20 protein-coding genes are annotated in these 18,120 nt (G+C 63.5%); 4 read left to right on the plus strand and 16 right to left on the minus strand.

The genetic code is table 11. The features are described from left to right. The first annotated feature begins 98 nt into the window (after positions 1 to 98). From ACVNHC_RS11885 to rsmA, 3 genes are read left to right on the plus strand one after another with little or no spacing between them, the layout of a single operon-like run. Positions 99 to 1,025, plus strand: coding sequence for a SurA N-terminal domain-containing protein (locus ACVNHC_RS11885; RefSeq protein ID WP_208977436.1), 927 nt, complete (start codon positions 99 to 101; stop codon positions 1,023 to 1,025). Positions 1,026 to 1,047: 22 nt separating this feature from the next. Further along, on the plus strand, positions 1,048 to 2,067 hold the full coding sequence (gene pdxA, locus ACVNHC_RS11890; RefSeq protein WP_457167410.1) for a 4-hydroxythreonine-4-phosphate dehydrogenase PdxA: 1,020 nt from the start codon (positions 1,048 to 1,050) through the stop codon (positions 2,065 to 2,067). Then, the gene (rsmA, locus tag ACVNHC_RS11895; RefSeq protein ID WP_058899848.1) at positions 2,064 to 2,906 is read left to right on the plus strand and encodes a 16S rRNA (adenine(1518)-N(6)/adenine(1519)-N(6))-dimethyltransferase RsmA; all 843 of its coding nucleotides are present in this window, start codon (positions 2,064 to 2,066) and stop codon (positions 2,904 to 2,906) included. Before pdxA ends, rsmA begins: the two co-directional genes overlap by 4 nt. Before the next feature lie 28 nt (positions 2,907 to 2,934). Here rsmA and ACVNHC_RS11900 read toward each other — a convergent pair whose 3' ends face one another. The 5 genes from ACVNHC_RS11900 to yajC all read right to left on the minus strand — a co-directional run bounded on the left by ACVNHC_RS11900 (position 2,935) and on the right by yajC (position 7,236). Beyond that, entirely contained in the window at positions 2,935 to 3,780 is an 846-nt protein-coding gene (locus ACVNHC_RS11900) for a phytoene/squalene synthase family protein (protein ID WP_119396635.1), read from the minus strand. 95 nt (positions 3,781 to 3,875) lie between these two features. Next, positions 3,876 to 4,253, minus strand: coding sequence for an Mth938-like domain-containing protein (locus ACVNHC_RS11905; protein ID WP_082206153.1), 378 nt, complete (start codon positions 4,251 to 4,253; stop codon positions 3,876 to 3,878). Positions 4,254 to 4,263: 10 nt separating this feature from the next. Beyond that, positions 4,264 to 5,214, minus strand: coding sequence for a protein translocase subunit SecF (gene secF, locus ACVNHC_RS11910; RefSeq protein ID WP_050475175.1), 951 nt, complete (start codon positions 5,212 to 5,214; stop codon positions 4,264 to 4,266). 17 nt (positions 5,215 to 5,231) lie between these two features. Then, positions 5,232 to 6,842 (minus strand): protein translocase subunit SecD, encoded by a 1,611-nt coding sequence (gene secD, locus ACVNHC_RS11915; protein WP_457167411.1) that lies wholly within the window; start codon positions 6,840 to 6,842, stop codon positions 5,232 to 5,234. Between the two features lie 64 nt (positions 6,843 to 6,906). Next, positions 6,907 to 7,236 carry a preprotein translocase subunit YajC gene (gene yajC / locus ACVNHC_RS11920; RefSeq protein ID WP_050475177.1) on the minus strand — a complete coding sequence of 110 codons (330 nt, stop codon included), beginning with the start codon at positions 7,234 to 7,236 and terminating at the stop codon, positions 6,907 to 6,909. Between the two features lie 249 nt (positions 7,237 to 7,485). Here yajC and ACVNHC_RS11925 point away from each other — a divergent pair, with 249 nt between their 5' ends. Beyond that, complete coding sequence (locus ACVNHC_RS11925; protein ID WP_050475178.1) at positions 7,486 to 8,382, plus strand: ATP-binding protein; 897 nt, start codon at positions 7,486 to 7,488, stop codon at positions 8,380 to 8,382. Positions 8,383 to 8,467: 85 nt separating this feature from the next. Here the strand turns inward: ACVNHC_RS11925 and ACVNHC_RS11930 are convergent, their stop codons facing one another. The 11 genes from ACVNHC_RS11930 to nagZ all read right to left on the minus strand — a co-directional run bounded on the left by ACVNHC_RS11930 (position 8,468) and on the right by nagZ (position 18,068). Then, on the minus strand, positions 8,468 to 9,658 hold the full coding sequence (locus ACVNHC_RS11930) for a peptidoglycan DD-metalloendopeptidase family protein (RefSeq protein WP_457167412.1): 1,191 nt from the start codon (positions 9,656 to 9,658) through the stop codon (positions 8,468 to 8,470). 208 nt (positions 9,659 to 9,866) lie between these two features. After that, positions 9,867 to 10,547 (minus strand): protein-L-isoaspartate(D-aspartate) O-methyltransferase, encoded by a 681-nt coding sequence (locus tag ACVNHC_RS11935; RefSeq protein WP_050475180.1) that lies wholly within the window; start codon positions 10,545 to 10,547, stop codon positions 9,867 to 9,869. A gap of 37 nt (positions 10,548 to 10,584) precedes the next feature. Beyond that, complete coding sequence (gene surE / locus ACVNHC_RS11940) at positions 10,585 to 11,343, minus strand: 5'/3'-nucleotidase SurE (RefSeq protein WP_186393373.1); 759 nt, start codon at positions 11,341 to 11,343, stop codon at positions 10,585 to 10,587. Positions 11,344 to 11,346: 3 nt separating this feature from the next. Next, positions 11,347 to 12,633: a serine--tRNA ligase gene (gene serS, locus ACVNHC_RS11945; protein WP_457167413.1), complete on the minus strand. Its 1,287-nt coding sequence runs from the start codon at positions 12,631 to 12,633 to the stop codon at positions 11,347 to 11,349. An 81-nt stretch (positions 12,634 to 12,714) separates the two neighbouring features. Then, positions 12,715 to 13,503: a twin-arginine translocase subunit TatC gene (tatC, locus tag ACVNHC_RS11950; protein ID WP_122520160.1), complete on the minus strand. Its 789-nt coding sequence runs from the start codon at positions 13,501 to 13,503 to the stop codon at positions 12,715 to 12,717. After that, a complete protein-coding gene (tatB, locus tag ACVNHC_RS11955; protein ID WP_122520161.1) occupies positions 13,500 to 13,997 on the minus strand; it encodes a Sec-independent protein translocase protein TatB in 498 nt (165 codons plus the stop codon). Before tatB ends, tatC begins: the two co-directional genes overlap by 4 nt. Positions 13,998 to 14,035: 38 nt before the next feature. Further along, positions 14,036 to 14,272 carry a twin-arginine translocase TatA/TatE family subunit gene (locus tag ACVNHC_RS11960; RefSeq protein ID WP_050475185.1) on the minus strand — a complete coding sequence of 79 codons (237 nt, stop codon included), beginning with the start codon at positions 14,270 to 14,272 and terminating at the stop codon, positions 14,036 to 14,038. A gap of 135 nt (positions 14,273 to 14,407) precedes the next feature. Beyond that, a complete protein-coding gene (locus tag ACVNHC_RS11965; protein WP_457167414.1) occupies positions 14,408 to 15,553 on the minus strand; it encodes an ABC transporter ATP-binding protein in 1,146 nt (381 codons plus the stop codon). Continuing rightward, on the minus strand, positions 15,550 to 16,209 hold the full coding sequence (scpB, locus tag ACVNHC_RS11970) for an SMC-Scp complex subunit ScpB (protein ID WP_050475187.1): 660 nt from the start codon (positions 16,207 to 16,209) through the stop codon (positions 15,550 to 15,552). The genes ACVNHC_RS11965 and scpB overlap by 4 nt, the downstream gene beginning before the upstream one ends. After that, the gene (locus ACVNHC_RS11975) at positions 16,199 to 17,005 is read right to left on the minus strand and encodes a segregation and condensation protein A (protein WP_457167415.1); all 807 of its coding nucleotides are present in this window, start codon (positions 17,003 to 17,005) and stop codon (positions 16,199 to 16,201) included. Before ACVNHC_RS11975 ends, scpB begins: the two co-directional genes overlap by 11 nt. Positions 17,006 to 17,045: 40 nt before the next feature. Next, positions 17,046 to 18,068, minus strand: a complete 1,023-nt coding sequence (gene nagZ / locus ACVNHC_RS11980; RefSeq protein WP_457167416.1) for a beta-N-acetylhexosaminidase — start codon at positions 18,066 to 18,068, stop codon at positions 17,046 to 17,048. Positions 18,069 to 18,120: the final 52 nt, after the last annotated feature.

Consider the following 18,120-nt stretch of genomic DNA (forward strand, 5'->3'; position numbering starts at 1 on the left):
AAAGCATTGACCGTGACTGACTAAGCCTTGTTACGGGTCAAATTCATGTCCACGACGTCATAAGGGAGACGCCGGGAGCACGTGCCGGCTGGGATGAGATGAAAAAATCACTGATGATCGCCTGCGCCGCCCTTTGCCTTGTGGCGGCAACTCCTGTCGGCGTGTACGCCCAGTCTGCCATCAAGGTGGTTGTGGATGATCAGGCCATCACCTCGTTCCAGATCGGGCAGCGGGCCCGCCTTATTTCCCTGACCGAACGCAAGAGCGGCGCTGCGGCCACCAAAGCGGCTCAGGATGAGCTCATTGACGAGGTGCTGAAACTCAAGGAAGCCAAGCGCTACGGCATCTCGGTTTCCAAGAAGCAGGTCGACGATGCCTTTGCAACGATTGCGTCACGCGTCAAGCTGACCCCTGCCAACTTGTCCGCAGCCTTGCGCCAGAGCGGTGTTGATCCTCAGACGCTGCGCGATCGCCTGCGCACGGAAATCGCCTGGTCACAGATACTTCGTCAGCGTTTCCAGGGCCGGGTCTCGGTCAGCGAATCCGATATCGCAGCTCAGTTGCAGAAGCTGAGGAACGAGAAGGACCAGCCTCTCAAGAGCATCGAATACAGGCTCGAGCAGGTGATCTTCGTCGTGCCCGAAAAGGCTTCGGGCAACTTCAAGGCGCAGCGCAAGAGAGAGGCCGACCAGTTCCGCCAGAGCTTCACCAGCTGCGAACAGGCTGCTGAGAAGGCACGGGCCTTCAATGAAGTCGTCGTCAAGACTGTTGGCTTCCGTCTGGAGACCGAGCTTCCGGGTGACATGAAGGACGTGATTGCCAAGACGGAAGTTGGCCGCCTGACCCCGGCCCAGGTCACCCCGCGCGGGCTTGAAATGATCGCCGTTTGCGGCAAGCGTGAGCTGGCGTCTGATGTGGCGGCCCGCACCGAGATCGAGGACGAGCTGCGCCAGAAGGAAGGCGAGCAGCTGACCCGGCGCTACATCCAGGATCTGCGCCGCCAGTCGGTGATTTCCTACAGGTAACAAACCGGGCAAGGCTCCGCCGATGGCTGACATCCGTCTTCCGCTTGCCGTGACAAGCGGCGAACCCGCAGGCATCGGACCGGATGTCACCCTGCAATGCTGGGCAGAGCGGAGCCTTATGGCGCTGCCGCCCTTTTATGTCCGGACAGATCCCGAACTTTTGCGCAGCCGAGCCGCGCGGCTCGGCCTTGACGCGCCCATCATCGAAGTTGCCCCGGAAGATGCCTGCGAAGCCTTTTCCAGCGCGCTTCCTGTGGTTGCGGACGGTCACAGCATGGCTGATCTGCCGGGAACACCGGATCCAGCCACCGCCGCCGCCGTCATCGCCTCGATTGACGCCTGTGTTGCCGATGTGCGCGAAGGCCGGGCTGCGGCCGTCGTCACCAACCCCATCGCCAAGAAGACGCTCTATGACGCCGGCTTCCGCCATCCCGGCCATACCGAATATCTGGGAGAGCTGGCCGGACAGTTTGGGGCCGGTCCCCATACGCCCGTGATGCTGCTGGCGGGGCCCGAACTGATGGTGGTGCCCGTCACCGTCCATATCCCGCTCAGTGCCGTTCCCGCCACGCTGACGGCTGACCTCATCCTCGAGACCGCACGCATTGTGGACAGGGACTTCCGCAAGCGCTTTGGCCTTGCAAGGCCACGCATCGCCGTTGCCGGGCTTAACCCGCATGCTGGCGAAGGCGGCAGCATGGGACGGGAAGATATCGATATCATTGCCCCTGCCCTTGAGCAGCTGCGGCATGAGGGCATGGATGTCAGCGGTCCCTGGCCGGCCGATACGCTCTTCCATCCGGAGGCCCGCAAGACCTATGACTGCGTACTCGGCATGTATCACGACCAGGTTCTGATCCCGGTCAAGACCATCGCCTTTGACGACACGGTGAACGTGACCCTCGGCCTGCCCTTCGTGCGCACCTCGCCCGACCATGGCACGGCTTTCGATATCGCAGGCACAGGCAAGGCAAGGCCGCAGAGCCTTGCGGCCGCGTTGCGCATGGCCGCCGTCCTGGCTGAGCCGGAGAATCTTGAATGAGCCAGATCGACGGCCTGCCGCCCTTGCGCGAGGTGATCCGTACGCACGGCCTCGACGCGAAGAAGTCGCTCGGCCAGAATTTCCTGCTCGACCTCAACCTGACCTCGCGCATTGCCCGTTCCGCCGGAGACCTGTCCGCCTGCACCGTGGTCGAGGTCGGCCCCGGCCCCGGTGGCCTGACCCGGGCGCTGCTCGCCAATGGCGCACGCAAGGTGGTGGCCATCGAGAAGGACAGCCGCTGCCTTCCGGCCCTTGCCGAAATCTCGGCGCATTATCCGGGCCGCCTCGAGGTGCTCGAAGCCGATGCGCTGACGATTGATCCGGCCGCGTTGAGTGAAGGCTATCCGGTCAAGATCGTCGCCAACCTGCCCTATAATGTCGGCACCCAGCTCCTGCTCAACTGGATCACCTCCCCCACCTGGCCGCCATTCTGGGAATCGCTGACGCTGATGTTCCAGAAGGAAGTGGCCGAGCGCATCGTGGCGACGGTTGAGGATGATGCCTATGGCCGGCTGGGCGTGCTGGCGGGCTGGCGGACGCGGGCGAAGATCCTGTTTGACCTCAATCCGCAGGCCTTCACACCGCCGCCGAAAGTCACCTCGTCGGTGGTGCATCTCACGCCCAATCCCGCGCCCCTGCCCTGTGATCTGAAGGATCTGGAGCGGGTGACGGCGGCTGCCTTCGGTCAGCGCCGCAAGATGCTGCGTGCCTCGTTGAAGGGGCTGAAGGCGGATGCGGAAACGCGCATCAATGATTGCGGCCTTGCCCCGACGGCACGGGCGGAAGAAATTGATATCGCCGGTTTCGTGGCTCTGGCCCGGCGCTTTGCCGAGGCCTGAGCGAGACGCCTGATCAAAAGCTGAGCGGTCAGCCGAGCAGGCGCCGGGCACCGCGCCAGATGAGCCACTGGCGCCGCAGCTGGGACAGGGAGACCTCGGAGCGCAGCGGATCATACCCCTTCTGCTCCATCTTCCCCAGAAACGCCTCGACGAGCACAACCGGCAGGAAGGCGGGCACGATACCAGGCGTGCAGACCGTTTTCAGGCTCTTCACGCGGCCGAGATGATGGCGGATATGCTCACGCATTTCGGCCAGAGCTGCTCCCAGTTCCGGCGTCGCCTCGCCCCGGAACAGGGTTTCCCGGTCCACCCCATGCCGGTCCAGCACATCGGCGGGCAGATAAAGCTGCCGGCGGGAGGCATGCCAGGGCAGAGCCCGCAGCAGCCCCGTAAGGCCGTAGGCAACACCGGCGTGTCCCGCAAGGTCACAGGTGCCGGCCTCATCCCCGCCCGCCAGAATGATCGAGGCCAGCTGCATCAGCGCCGAGGACGTCTCTCCGGTATAGCCCTCCAGATCATGCAGGGTTGGCATGGGATCGTCGTAAAGATCAAAGACCCGCGCATCGATCAGCCCCTGCAAGGCCTCGACAGGCAGCCGGTAGCGCTCGATGGTGCTGGCAAGGGCAGCGGCCACCGGATTGGCATTGGCATCACCATGCGCACTGCCTGCAAGAAAATCCCGCCACCACTGCAGGCGGACCTCGCCGGGCAGAGGATCGCGCACCAGTTCACGTACCCGCGCCACTTCCATGTTGAAGGCATAAAGGGCCATCAACCCGCCGCGGTGCTCTTCCGGAGCGAGCAATGCCGTCAGATAACGGTCCGGATCGTGCTGGCGCACCAGTTCCTGTGCGTGGCTAAAATTCGTCTGCATTCTTGCCTAAATAGGCCTCTTTCCAGCGTGGACCAGAGCGGTGAACTGCGGATACCTCAAGGGCTCGGTGTCAGGGAACTGGCCTGGCCTTCAGGTCAGTCCACCGCAATCAGCGCTGCCGCGGCGGCACGGTCTTCGGAGAGGAGAACGTTGAGCGTCCGGACGGCGGCGCCGGTGGACATGGGCTCGGCCTTGATCCCGGCCTCGCGGAACAGGGCGCGCAACTCACTGCCAAGAGGCTTGAGCTCCGCGCCGGTGCCAATCAGCAGCACTTCGATGTCCTCTGCCTGCTCCAGCACCCTGGAAAACACGTCTGGCGAGAGATCCCCAATGCCCGTCACATCCCAGCCGTGGATCCCGCTCGGCAGGCACAGGATCGAACCGTGATGGGACATGCCTGCAAAGCGGAACCCGCCGCCTCCATAAGAGTCGACGGGTGCACGTCCGGGAAAATGCGCCTTGCGGATTTCCATGAGACCGCCTTCAGGCCGTCTTGGCCGGTGACTTGCCGTCCTTGGCGCCATCCTCTTCCTCACCGCCGCCGGTACCGCGCAGGTTGAACAGGATGAGCAAGGGAGCCGCCAGGAAGATCGACGAGTAGGTGCCGATCACCACGCCGATGATCATGGCCAGCGTGAAGGACTGGATGACCTCACCGCCGAAGGTGTAAAGCGCCAGCAGGGCGATCAGCGTCGTCACCGAGGTCATGGTCGTACGCGCCAGGGTCTCGTTGATCGACAGATCCAGAAGTTCGGCCAGCGGCATCTTCTTGTAGCGGCGCAGGTTCTCGCGGATGCGGTCATAGACCACCACCGTGTCGTTCAGCGAATAACCGATGATGGTCAGGATGGCCGCGATGCTCGACAGGGTGAAGTCGAGCTGCAGAACCACGAAAAGGCCGATGGTGACGATCACATCGTTGAGCGTCGTCAGGATGGCGCCCACGGCAAACTGCCATTCAAAGCGGAACCAGACGTAGAACAGGATACAGATCAGCGCCACGGTCACGCCAATGGTGCCGGCTCTCGCCAGTTCACCGGAGACACGCGGGCCGACGATCTCGACGCGGCGGAACTCCACCTGCCCCTCGAAGGTCTCGCGGATGTTGTTGATGGCCGCCTGCTGGGACAGCTCTCCCCCATCCTGCTGCTCGATGCGGATCAGCACCTCGTCGGGATCGCCGAACTGCTGAACCTGTACGTCGCCGAGATTGAGGGCCGAAAGCTCACCGCGGATGGCGGCAAGGTCTGCTGGCCCTTGCGTCTTCAGCTCGATCAGGCTGCCGCCCTTGAAGTCGATGCCGTAGTTGAGACCCACGGAAAAGAACAGGCCGAAGGACACGATGGCGATGACGATGGACAGCGGATAGCTGACCGTCCTGAACCACATGAAGCGGTATTTGGTGTTGTCCGGAAAGAGACGGAGCAAAGCCATGACGTTTTTCTCCCGGATCAGAGCGCAAGCTTCGTCGGCCGGGCCCTGCGGACCCAGATCGCGACAAGAAGCCGAGTGAAGGTGAAGGCGGTGAACACCGTCGTCAGGATGCCGATGGCCAGCGTCACGGCAAAGCCGCGCACCGGGCCGGAGCCGAGCTGGAACAGCACGAGCGCTGCAATCAGCGTCGTCACGTTGGCGTCCACAATGGTGCTGAACGCGCGGGAGAAACCTGCGTCAATCGCCGAAATGGCCGAGCGTCCGTTGCGGTATTCCTCGCGTATGCGCTCATAGATCAGCACGTTGGCATCCACCGCCATACCGATGGTGAGCACGATACCGGCGATACCGGGCAGCGTCAGCGTTGCTTGCAAGAGCGTCAGCATGGCGAAGATCAGCGTCACGTTCACCGCCAGGGCAATGTCCGCGAACAGGCCGAAACGGCCATAGGCGAGCAGCATGAAAATGATCACCGCTGCGGCACCGATCATCGAGGCAAGACGGCCGGCATCGATGGAATCCTGACCAAGGCCGGGGCCGATGGCCCGCTCCTCGATCACTGTGAGCCTTGCCGGAAGCGCACCGGCGCGCAGCAGCACGGCCAGATCATTGGCGGTCTGGACGGTGAAATTACCCGAGATCTGCCCCGCCCCTTGCGTGATCGGCTCATTGATGCGCGGGGCGGAAATCACCTCGTTGTCGAGCACGATGGCAAAGGGACGGCCGACGTTCTGCGTGGTGACGGTCGCAAACTTGCGCGCGCCCGCCGTGTTCAGGCGGAAGCTCACGACAGGCTCGTTGGTCTGCTGGTTGATCGAGACCTGCGCGTCGGACAGATCCTCGCCGGTCATCAGCGGCACTTCATCGACGAGATACGGCATCGGAGGATCATCCACCGAGCTGATCACCACGGTACCTGCCGGCGGGCGGCCCTGCATGGCCTGTTCGGCGGGCATGGTGGTGTCGACGAGGTGGAAGGTCAGCTGCGCCGTCTGGCCGATCAGCGACTTCAGGCGCTCCGGGTTCTGCTCGCCCGGCGCTTCCACGAGAATGCGGTCGGTGCCCTGGCGCTGGATGTTGGGCTCAGTCGTGCCCAGTTCATCCACGCGGCGGCGGATGACCTCGATCGACTGCTGCACGATTGAAGCCATGCGCTGGTTGAGGCCGTCTTCGGTGAAGGTAAAGCGGACGAGGCCGTCGTTATCCACCGAGAGGGCAAATTCATTGACCGAGCCGCCGCCGAACAGGGAGTTCACCAGCGGATTGACCAGCGGCTGCAGGCGCTCGCGCACATCGTTCAGGCGGTCCATATCGCGGATGCGCAGCTGCACGCTCTCACCCTGGATGCCAAGACCGGTGTAGCCGATGCGCGGCTCCTTGCGCAGTTCGCTGCGGATCTCACCTGTCAGCGTCGTCAGGCTCTTCTGGATATAGTCCTGCCGGTCGATCTCATAGAGCAGATAGGCACCGCCCTGAAGATCGAGACCAAGCACAATCTGGCGCTGGGGAAGCCACTTGGGCCAGGATGCAAGTGTCGATGCCGGCAGAAAGTTCGGCAAGACGGACACAATGCCCGCAAGAATCACACCAATGATCAGTGCGATCTTCCAGCGTGCGAAATAGAGCATGTCGAAACGCCTGTATTAAGGCCCGGCACAAGGGGCCGGGCCAATGGGATCCGCAGGGATGGGATTATTCGCCGTCCTTGACCGGCTCGGACTTGGAACGCACTTCCTGCACCATGGAGCGCACCAGACGCACGCGCACGCCTTCAGACAGTTCAACCTGCACTTCCGAATCGTCAACCACCTTGACCACCTTGGCGATCAGACCGCCAGCCGTGATCACCGTATCACCGCGGCGCAGGTTGGCGACCATTTCCTGGTGCTTCTTCACCCGCTGACGCTGCGGGCGGATGATGAGGAAATACATGATGGCAAAGATGGCCACGAAGGGCAGCATCTGGATCAGGAAATCGGGGCCACCGGCACCGGTCTGGGCATAGGCAGGGGTAATCAACATCAAGCTCTCCTCGCAGAAGGGCGATTCTCACCATTGGCGGATGGCACCACCAGTTTATTTCTGGTTTCGCCTTCATCAGATTGCGCGGACTATACCGAGGGAGCCCCGCAATTCAAGCCATGCTGCAATATTGAGCGTACCGATCCAGCCAAAACCGGCATTTCGGCCCCCTTCCCCACATGCTAAGCCTGACGAAGACGCGTTTCCTCGCGCCATATAGGCACTCAGACCGCGAGTTACACCTGCAAGATGACCCAAGGCGCCAAAGATTTTCCACAAATCAACCCGGACTTCCAGTTGCTGTCGGCAAAGCTCGACACACTGATCAGCCTCATCGCCCGGGCTGTTCCCGCTGAGCCGTCTGCTCCGGACTTTGCCGCTGCAGACGCTTTTGTCTGGCAGCCTCACCCGGGCGAACTGTCGCCCGTGCCGAAGGTCAACCGGGTGGACCTGGACCTTCTGTGCGCCGTCTCCCGCGTGCGGGATCTCCTCTTTGAAAACACCATGCGCTTTGCCAAGGGGCTTCCGGCCAACAACGCCCTGCTGTGGGGCGCCAGAGGCATGGGCAAATCGTCGCTGGTGAAGGCCGTTCACGGGGCCATCAATTCTGACGGCGGCGTGCCCGCGCTGAAGCTGATCGAGATCCACCGCGAGGATATCGACACCCTGCCCGCCCTGATGAAGATCATCAAGGGCGCCCCGCACCGCTTCATCATCTTCTGCGACGACCTGAGCTTCGATCACGATGATACGTCCTACAAGTCGCTGAAGGCGGTTCTGGAGGGAGGCATCGAGGGACGGCCCGAGAATGTCATCTTCTACGCCACCTCCAACCGCCGCCACCTGCTGCCGCGCGACATGATCGAGAACGAGCGCTCGACCGCGATCAATCCGGCCGAAGCGGTGGAGGAAAAGGTCTCCCTGTCCGACCGTTTCGGCCTGTGGCTCGGCTTCCACAACTGCAGCCAGGACGACTATCTGGAGATGGTCGGCGGCTATGTGCGACATTTCGGGCTGGAGATCGATGCCGCAACGCTGCGGGCAGAGGCTCTCGAATGGTCCACCACCCGGGGCGGACGTTCGGGCCGCGTTGCCTTCCAGTATATCCAGGATCTGGCAGGGCGCCTCGGCAAACCATTGTCCTGAGGCAACTGCGGCACAGAATCAACAAGGCCCGGAGAGCACATGCTTTCCGGGCCTTGTTCTTCATTGAGCTTATCCGAAGCGCCGGTCAGCCCTTGGGCAGATAGCGCGTCGGATCCACCGGACGGTTGCCCTGACGCAGCTCGAAATGCACCTGCGGCTGGGTCACGTTGCCGGTGGCACCCGCCTTGCTGATCACCTGACCGCGCTGCACCTCGTCACCGCGCTTGACCAGGATCTCGCTGTTGTGGGCATAGGCAGAAACCCAGCCATCCGCGTGGCGGATCAGAACCAGATTGCCGAAGCCCTGCAGCTCATTTCCGGCATAGATGACCGAACCATCACCGGCGGCCTTCACCGGCGTGCCTTCCGGCACCGCCAGATTGATGCCGTCATTGCGCGCGCCGCCCGGCTTGGAGCCGAATTCGGAAATGATGCGGCCACGCACCGGCCAGCGGAACATCGGCCCGCCTACGGCCTCATCCGGGTCGATGGACGCGGTCTGCACCGGCTTGCCTTCACCGGCGGCAGAATTCAGAGCCTCTATGGCCGGCTTGTCATTGGCCGGCAGGCTGGAAGGCTGCACCTCACGCAGGGCGGCGATCGGGGCAGCCGGCTTCGGCTCATTCGTGCGGGTCACCGGTTTGGCCGGGGCCGGAGCATTTGCGGCCTGCCGGGCATTAGCCGGCTTGCGGTCCGGCGCTGACACGGCAGCGAGCTGCTGCGGAGCAGGCGCAATGGTCCCGGTTGTTGCAGGAGCCCCGCTGGCGGGCGGCAGCGTTGCCTGCGGAGCCGAAACGCCTGCCGTGGAATAGGTGGGAATCAGCACGGTCTGCCCGGCCTGCAGCGGGGCGTTCTTGTCGATCCCGTTGACGGCCGCGATGGCATCGGCAGGAACGCCGAAGCGCTGGCCCATGGAAGCCACGGTTTCGTTCTGGCGTGCGGTCACGCGGGTCCCGCCCGCACTCGACCAGCCGCGCCAGGACCGCTCGCCCTGTGCCTGCGAAAGAGCAGCCACGGGCTGGGCAGGTGCCGGAGCAGCAGCAACCGGCTGCGGCGCCGGAGAACCGGAAGATTGCGCCAGCGGCGGCAGCGACGAACCGGAGACCGAACCTGTCGTGCGGGGCGAGCCGCCGGAAGCAGGCAAGCCCCCATTATTGCTGCCACGCCCGGCCACCACGTCCTGATAGGTCGGCTGGCCACCGCCGGAATTTGCAAGGATCGAACGCTGATTAGGCGTGCTGCCGGTGTAAATGGGGCCGTCAGCGAAGCGCTCCATGCTGCCGCTGCACCCGGCGCCTACAGAAGCCAGTACACAGATTGCTGCGACCCGCAAACGCAGGGAGCTGCGATACTCACGCATCGGATTTGCCATCGCCCTACTCTGATCCACAGTTGAAAACCACTGGCAATCATTAGAAGCGAGTAAGGTTGACAAAGCCTAAACGCCGCATCAACAAAAGGTAAACCCCTTGATTTGCGGGCGTTTAGAGCACCTGTGCGATCCCATCGCGCAAGGAGACCAGCCGGACTTCGCCAACTTTGCTGCTCTGGTATTCACCATCCACCTTGCGCATGCACATCAGATCCTGCTGCTGTCCCGCAGGGCCGACCGGGGCGAGAAGAATGCCATCCGGCGCAAGCTGCAGGCGCACAGAATCAGGGATGGCCGGAACCGAACCTGTCAGGATGATCCGGTCATAGGGGGCTCTCTCGCGCAGACCCGTCAGCCCATCGGCATGATGAAACTCGACATTCTGGATCTTCAGCGCAGCAATGCGCTGGCGGGCCAGATTGATCAGCGTCTGGTAGCGGTCTGCGGTGAAGACATATTGGCTCAGGTGGGAGAGAATCGCAGTCTGGTAGCCTGACCCGGTGCCGATCTCCAGCACCCGGTGGTTTGGCGCAATCTCCAGAAGCTGCACCATCCTGGCCACCATCGACGGCGCACTGACCACCTGACCGCATTCGATCGGCAGCAGCGAATCCTCATAGGCAAAGCGGTGGTGGCGGGCAGAGAGGAACAGCCGGCGCGGCACCCGCTCGATGGCGGAGAGCACACGCCTGTCGTTCAGTCCGCGGCGGCGCAGGGACAGAACCAGCGCCGCACGGGCCTCCGACTCATCCTGTGTGACCGATTCCGGACCGGTGTCGAACACCTGCGGCATGCCCCACCCCTTTCATGCCCCTCGTTGCATCCCGCAATCAGGCCAGATGCTCTGCCACCAGCCCGACCAGATCATGCGCGGTCAGATCCAGGCGCAGCGGCGTCACGGAGATGCAATTGGCATTGAGTGCGTTGAGATCGCTGTTGCCGACAGGATCATGCGTGCGGGCGGTAAAGCCAAGCCAGAAATACGGGAAGCCGCGCGCATCAACGCGCTCATCCACCATCAGGCCCGTCTGCTCGTGATGGCCCTGCACGGTCACCCGCACGCCCGCCACTTGATCCGCCGGACAGGCGGGGAAGTTGACGTTCAAAAGCGTGTAACGCGGCAGCCTGAAGTCCAGCAGCTTGCGGAACAGCGCCGGGCCATGCGTTTCCGCCGTGGAATAGTCCGGGTTGCGCCCCTGCCCGTAGCCATAGGCCTGCGAGATGGCAATCGAGGGAATGCCGAGAATGGCCCCTTCCATGGCGCCTGCAACGGTGCCCGAATAGGTCACGTCATCGGCGACATTCTCACCCCGGTTGATGCCGGAGAGAATGAGGTCCGGCATATCTGGCAGCACCTTGCGGGCCCCCATGATGACACAGTCCGTCGGCGTGCCGCGCAGGGCAAAGTGCCGGTCGTTCACCTGGCGCAGGCGCAGCGGCTCGGACAAGGTCAGTGAATGGGCAACGCCGCTCTGGTCGGTTTCCGGCGCGACGATCCAGACATCGTCGGACAGGGTCTTCGCAATCCGCTCCAGGGCATAGAGCCCCGGAGAATGAATGCCGTCATCATTGGTGATGAGAATGCGCATGGCTCACCCGATCTTTTCGAGGCCGCCCATATAGGGGCGCAGAACCTCCGGCACCGTGATGCTGCCATCGGCGTTCTGGTAGTTTTCCATCACCGCAATCATCGTGCGGCCAACAGCCAGCCCCGAGCCGTTGAGCGTATGCACGTAGCGCAGGCCCTTGGCCGCCGGATCGGACGGGCGCAGGCGCGCACTCATGCGGCGGGCCTGGAAGTCGCCGCAGACCGAGCAGGACGAGATTTCGCGGTAGGTGTTCTGTCCCGGCAGCCAGACCTCGATGTCATAGGTCTTCTGCGAGCCGAAGCCCATGTCGCCGGTGCACAGGGTCATGACGCGGTAGTGCAGGCCAAGCTTCTGCAGCACCATCTCGGCGCAGGAGAGCATCCGCTCCAGCTCGTCCAGCGAGGTTTCGGGCGTTGTCACCGACACCAGCTCACATTTCTGGAACTGGTGCTGGCGCAGCATGCCGCGCGTATCGCGGCCAGCCGAACCGGCTTCCGAACGGAAGCAATAGGTCAGCGCCGTGACGCGCAGCGGCAGCATGTCTTCCGTCAGGATTTCGCCCGCCACCAGATTGGTCAGCGGCACTTCAGCCGTGGGCACGAGATAGTGGTTGTCACCGGCCTTGAAGAGATCTTCCTCGAACTTCGGCAGCTGGCCGGTGCCATAGAGGGTTTCGGAATTGACGAGCAGCGGCGGCGACACTTCGGTGTAGCCGTTCTGGGTCGTGTGCAGGTCGATCATGAACTGGCCGAGCGCCCGTTCAAGCCGCGCCAGCTGGCCCTTGAGCACAACGAAACGCGCGCCCGACAGCTTGGCCGCAACGGCAAAGTCCATGCCGCCGTTGGTCTCGCCCAGCTCGTAATGCTCCTTCGGCGCAAAGCCAAGGCTCAGCTCCGGCTTCTCACCCCAGGTGCGGTAGACAACGTTGCCGCTTTCATCCTCGCCATAAGGCACATCGTCCAGCGGCAGGTTGGGGATGACGCAGAGCGCCTTGTCGAGCGCCTCGTTCAGGCGGCGCTCTTCTTCCTCGCCCTCCTGAATGAAGGTCTTGATCTTGGCGACTTCATCGATCAGCGCCTGGGCCGCTGCCTCATCCTTCGTGGCCTTGGCCTTGCCGATTTCCTTGGAGGCCGCATTGCGGCGCTCCTGGGCTTCCTGCAGGCGGGCGATGTGGCTGCGGCGCGCATCGTCGAGGGCGATGAGACGGGCGGATGCCTTGTCGAGGCCACGGCGTGCGAGGGCTGCGTCGAAGGCGTCGGGATTGTCCCGGATCCACTTGATGTCGAACATGTCAGGCTTCCGCTGAAAGACAGGAAAAGCGGCCCGGACAGACCGGCGGAAGGGGCAAAGGCAAGGAAGGCTGGAGGCGGTTCACTCCGCCGCGTCTTCCTTTTCCTTTTCGGCCCGCTTGCGCTCGATCATCCGCACCGAAAGAATGGACACTTCGTAGAGAAGCAAGGTCGGGACCGCAAGGCCGATCTGACTGATGGGATCGGGCGGGGTCAAAACGGCGGCCGCGATGAAACCCACCACGATCGCATATTTCCGCTTTTCCTTGAGCGTCTGCGACGTCAGGAAGCCGGAGCGGCCCAGCAGCGTCAGAACCACCGGCAGCTGGAACACGAGGCCGAAGGCGAAGATCAGGGTCATGATGAGACCGAGATATTCACTCACCTTGGCCAGATGCTGGATGGCCACCTTGCCCTCGCCGCCCGTCTGCTCCATCGACAGGAAGAAGCCCATCGCCATCGGCATGACGAAGAAATAGACGAGGCATGCCCCCATCAGGAACAGGACGGGCGTGGCCGCCAGGAACGGCAGGAAGGCCCGCCGCTCGTTCTTGTAGAGCCCCGGCGCCACGAACATGTAGATCTGCGAGGCAATCACCGGAAACGCCAGGAACAGGGCGCCGAACAGCGCCAGCTTCATCTGGGTGAAGAACCACTCCTGCGGCGCCGTGAAGATCATCTCCACAGGCTTGGCCGATCCCACTGCCTTCAGATAGGGCACCGTCAGGATGTTGTAGATGTCCGTCGCGAAGTAAAAGCACACGACAAACATGATGATGAAGGCGATGACCGACTTCAGCAGGCGGGAGCGCAGCTCGATCAGGTGCTCGATGAGCGGCGCCTTGGAGGCGTCGATGTCGTCCTGGCTCATGCTGTCTTGTCCTGGGAAGCGGGTGCAGCCTGTGCTTCTGCGGGAGCGGCTGGAGCAGGCTCAGACTTGGGCTCAACCACGGGTTCGGGCGGTTGAGGCCCCGTCACGGGCACCGCCAGCGGCTGGTCCTCCGTCGAGCTGGCGGCGGAAACGGGCACCGGCGGCGAAACGGGTGCCGCTGCATCAGTCGCTGGAGCCGGAGAGGCGGCTTCCTTGCCGGCAGCACGGTCCCCTTCAATCGACTTCTTCAGGTCCCCCAGAGGATTGAAGTTGGCAGCAGCGTCAGCCGCCTTGCGCATGTCGTCGATGTCGGCCTGACGCTCAGCCTCGCGGATGGCATCATTGAAGGTCGACTGGAACTCGTTCGCCATACGCCGCGCCTTGCCGACGATCTGACCGAAGGTCCGCAGCATCCGCGGCAGGTCTTTCGGGCCAACGACAATGATCGCCACGCAGGCAATCACCATAAGTTCAGCCCATCCGATATCGAACATGAATAACCGCCATCCCTAGCGACAAAGCGACTGACGGATCAGCCAGCCTTGGACTGGTCCTGTACCTTGTCGGCAGCAACCGGATCGGCCGGCTTGTGTTCGATGGTCTTGGACGCTTCGGGAGCCTTCTCGGCCGTGTCGTCCTCAGCCATGCCCTTCTTGAAGCTCTTGATGCCTTTGGCGACGTCGCCCATCAGGTCGGAGATCTTGCCACGCCCGAAGAGCAGGATGACGATCACTGCGATGATCAGCAGCTGCCAGATACCAATACTCATTCCCTGAACTCCCAATATGGGTCAGATACGCAATGCCCTGCCCTCGTGCACCCTTGCCCCTGGCGCAGGACGCTTTTCCAGGAAGCGCCGCGCCCGATAGATGTGGGACCCGGAACACGGCCCCGCAAGCTCCTTCTAGTCGGTTACGGCCTCTTTGGCAAAGGCAAGTACATCCCGTGGATCAAGCTCCACACTCACATCGGAACCTGCAGTAAGGCCCTCATCACCGCGCAACCGCGCCTTCAGGGGCTGGGACAGTCCTTCCACGTCCACAAGCACCAGGTCTGCCATGCCGATGAAGCGGCGGCTGAGAATGCGCCCCTTGCAGCCTTTGCCCTCTGCGCCGGAAAGAATCACGCCTTCCGGGCGCACGCAGATGTCCAGTTTCGTGCCGGCAGGCAAGCAGCGCTCCGGCTCCAGCGCCAGCCGCCCCAGGGCGCATTCCAGCCCGTCTGCCGTGGCCACGCCCTCCAGTTCATTGACCTCGGAGAAGAAACGGGCGGCAAACCGGCTTGTGGGCTGGAGATAAAGCTCCCGCGCCGTGCCGAACTGCACCAGCCGTCCGCGCCGCATGAGGGCGATCCGGTCGCCCATGCGCATCGCCTCTTCCGGGTCGTGGGTCACCATGATGCAGGTCGCCCGCGTCTCGCGCAGGATCATCAGGGTTTCCTCCCGCACATCGTCGCGCAGGCGCCGGTCAAGGCCCGAAAAGGGCTCATCCATCAGCAGGATGCCGGGGCGCGGTGCAATCGCACGGGCCAGCGCCACGCGCTGCTGCTCGCCGCCGGACAAAGAATGGGGATAATCATCCGCGTAGCCCACAAGCCCCACACGCGCCAGCATCTGCCCGGCGACCGAGCGGGCCGCATCCCGGCTCAACTGCGTCAGGCCGAACATCACGTTTTCAAGGTTGGTCAGATGCGGAAACAGCGCATAGTCCTGGAACATCAGGCCCACACCGCGCTTTTCCGGCGGCAGGAAGCGGGATGGCCCGGCAACTTCCTCGCCATTGATCAGCACGCGGCCGGACGTTTGCGGCTCGACACCGGCCGCAATGCGCATCAGCGTTGTCTTGCCGCAGCCCGAATGGCCCAGAAGGCAGAGAATTTCGCCCGGCTCGATGCTGAGGCTGACACCGTGCAGCGTCGGCACCCCATCATAGGCATGAAAGACATTCTCAAAGGCCAGACCAGCTGCGAAAGCCGCCCCCGCCGTGCCGCGAGCCCCCCAGCCGGGGGTATCACCGCTTTCGGGCCGTTCCTTTAGGGCGGTTGCGCTCATTGCTGCGGTTCCTCTTCTTCAAGCTCCTCGAAATCGAACAGTTCCCCTGTCTCCAGCGGATCTTCATCCGGGGCAAGGGCATCCGAGTCGTCAGGCATCGGCACATGGAAGCTGGCCGGGATGGCACTGTCGAGCAGCCCTGCCCCCTTCAGCTCCTCAAGGCCCGGCAGATCGCCGATGACCTCCAGCCCGAAATGGTCGAGAAAGGCATCCGTGGTGCCGTAGGTGACCGGGCGGCCCGGTGTCCTGCGGCGGCCGCGCATGCGGATCCAGCCGGTTTCCATCAGCACGTCCAGCGTGCCCTTGTTGGTCGAAACGCCGCGGATTTCTTCCACCTCGGCGCGGGTCACCGGCTGGTGATAGGCGATAATGGCGAGGGTTTCCAGCGCCGCCCGCGAGAGCTTGCGCTGTTCCACCGCCTCGCGCTGCAGCAGATAGGCCAGATCCTCGGCGGTGCGGAAGGCCCACTTGCCGGCCACCCGCACCAGATTGACGCCGCGCATGGCATAATGGCGCTTCAGCTCGGACAGGAGCCCATCCACATCCATGCCCTGCGGCAGCCGGGCGGCAATGTCGTCCCGCGCCAGCGGCTCGGCAGAGGCAAAGAGCAGCGCCTCCACCATGCGCAGGCCATCCCGGTCGATCTCATCCGCCATCGCGGGAACCCTCCTGCCGTTTTCTGATATAGACCGGCTCGAACGGGCCGGACTGGCGCAGCTCGATATGCCCTTCACGGACCATTTCAAGGCTGGCGGAGAACGTGCTGGCGAGCACGGTCGCCCGTTCCTGATCGTCCATCAGATAATCCATCAGATAGGAATTGATCGGCGCCCAGTCCGCCATGCTGCCGACAAGGCGCGTGAGGATTTCGCGCGCCTCCTGCAGTGACCACACGGTCCTGAGCCGCACCCGCACGTGGGTGACCGACTGCCGCTGACGCTGCGCCGCATAGGCGGTCAGAAGCTCGTAGATGGTTGCCGTCCAGACGCTCTTGCGCTGCACGGCCAGCTGCTGCGGCGCGCCGCGGGCAAACACATCCCGGCCCAGCCGGTTGCGCGCCATCAGCGCAGCAGCGGCATTGCGCATCGCCTCAAGGCGCTGCAGGCGGAAGGCAAGCGCTGCGGCCAGTTCCTCGCCCGTCGGCTCATCTTCGTTCTTCTGCTCGGGGATCAGCAGGCGCGACTTCAGATAGGCGAGCCAGGCCGCCATCACCAGATAGTCGGCCGCCAGCTCCAGCCGCATCTTGTGGGCTTCCGAGACGAAGGCAAGATACTGCTCCACCAGCGCCAGAATGGAAATGCGGGTGAGATCCACCTTCTGACCGCGTGCCAGCGTCAGCAGCAGGTCGAGCGGGCCTTCAAAGCCGTCCACATCCACGACAAGCTGCGGATCGGACACCGCCCGCTCGCTGTCGATGGGCGGGCCTTCCAGAAAGTCCGGCTGTGTCACCATCTGCCGTTTCCTTCACGCGCTGGTTCCGGGCCACACAAATTCAGGCAAGCCCTGCTCCGCCCAGCAATTCGTCCATTTCCGCCCGCGCTGCAAGCGTATCAAAGCCCGTTTCCGGCATCCGGCGCGTGGCAAGGGCCCGCGCGCAGCGGTCAAGGCTGGCGCCTTGCAGCACCGGCGCAACTGCCGCCACCTGCCGCATCTCTTTGAGATCCCCGTTGCAGTGAAGCGCAAGATCGCAGCCCGCAGCAAAGGATTTCGCAGCCCGGCTGCCAATATCGCCGCCCAGAGCCTCCATGGAAAGATCGTCACTCATCAACACGCCGTCAAAGCCGATCTGGCGGCGGATGACCTCTTCAATGATGATCTTCGACTGGGTGGCCGGATGGTCCGGATCGATATCCTCGAACAGCAGATGACAGGTCATGCCCAGCGGCAGATCCGCCAGCTTGCGGAACGGCAGCATGTCCACCGCTTCCAGATCAGTGCGTGGCGCCCGCACGCGCGGCAGCTCCAGATGGCTGTCGACTTCTGCCCGCCCGTGGCCGGGGAGATGCTTGATCACCGGGAGAACGCCGCCCGCCAGCAGACCGTCACAGGCGGCCCGGGCAAGCGCCGCCACCGTCTCCGGCTCATCCGCATAGGCCCGGTCGCCGATGGCATCCACGGTCTGCGGAAACAGCACGTCCAGCACGGGCATGCAGTCCACGGAGATGCCGAGCTCGGCCAGATCATGGGCGATCAGCCGCGCGCCGAGAAAAGCGGCGCGCAGGCCCTTCTCCCGGTCCTGCTCATAAAGCGCTCCGAAGCGGCGCGCAGCCGGATAGGACGGGGCGAGCGGTGGGCGCAGGCGCTGCACCCGCCCGCCTTCCTGGTCGATCAGCACGGGCGCATCGCTGCGGCCAACTGCCTCACGGAAGGCGGCTGTCAGCGCACCGATCTGCTCGCGGCTCTCGCAGTTGCGGCGGAAGAGAATGAGCCCCCACGGGTCTTCGGCAGCCAGAAAGGCGCGCTCATCCTGCGAAAGTTCCAGCCCCGCACAGCCCGTGATGAATGCCTTCGTCATCAAACACCTTTGCGGGCGTCCTTCCACAGGAACCACCCGGATCTGTCAGGCC

The organism is Pannonibacter sp. Q-1 (genome assembly GCF_054073275.1).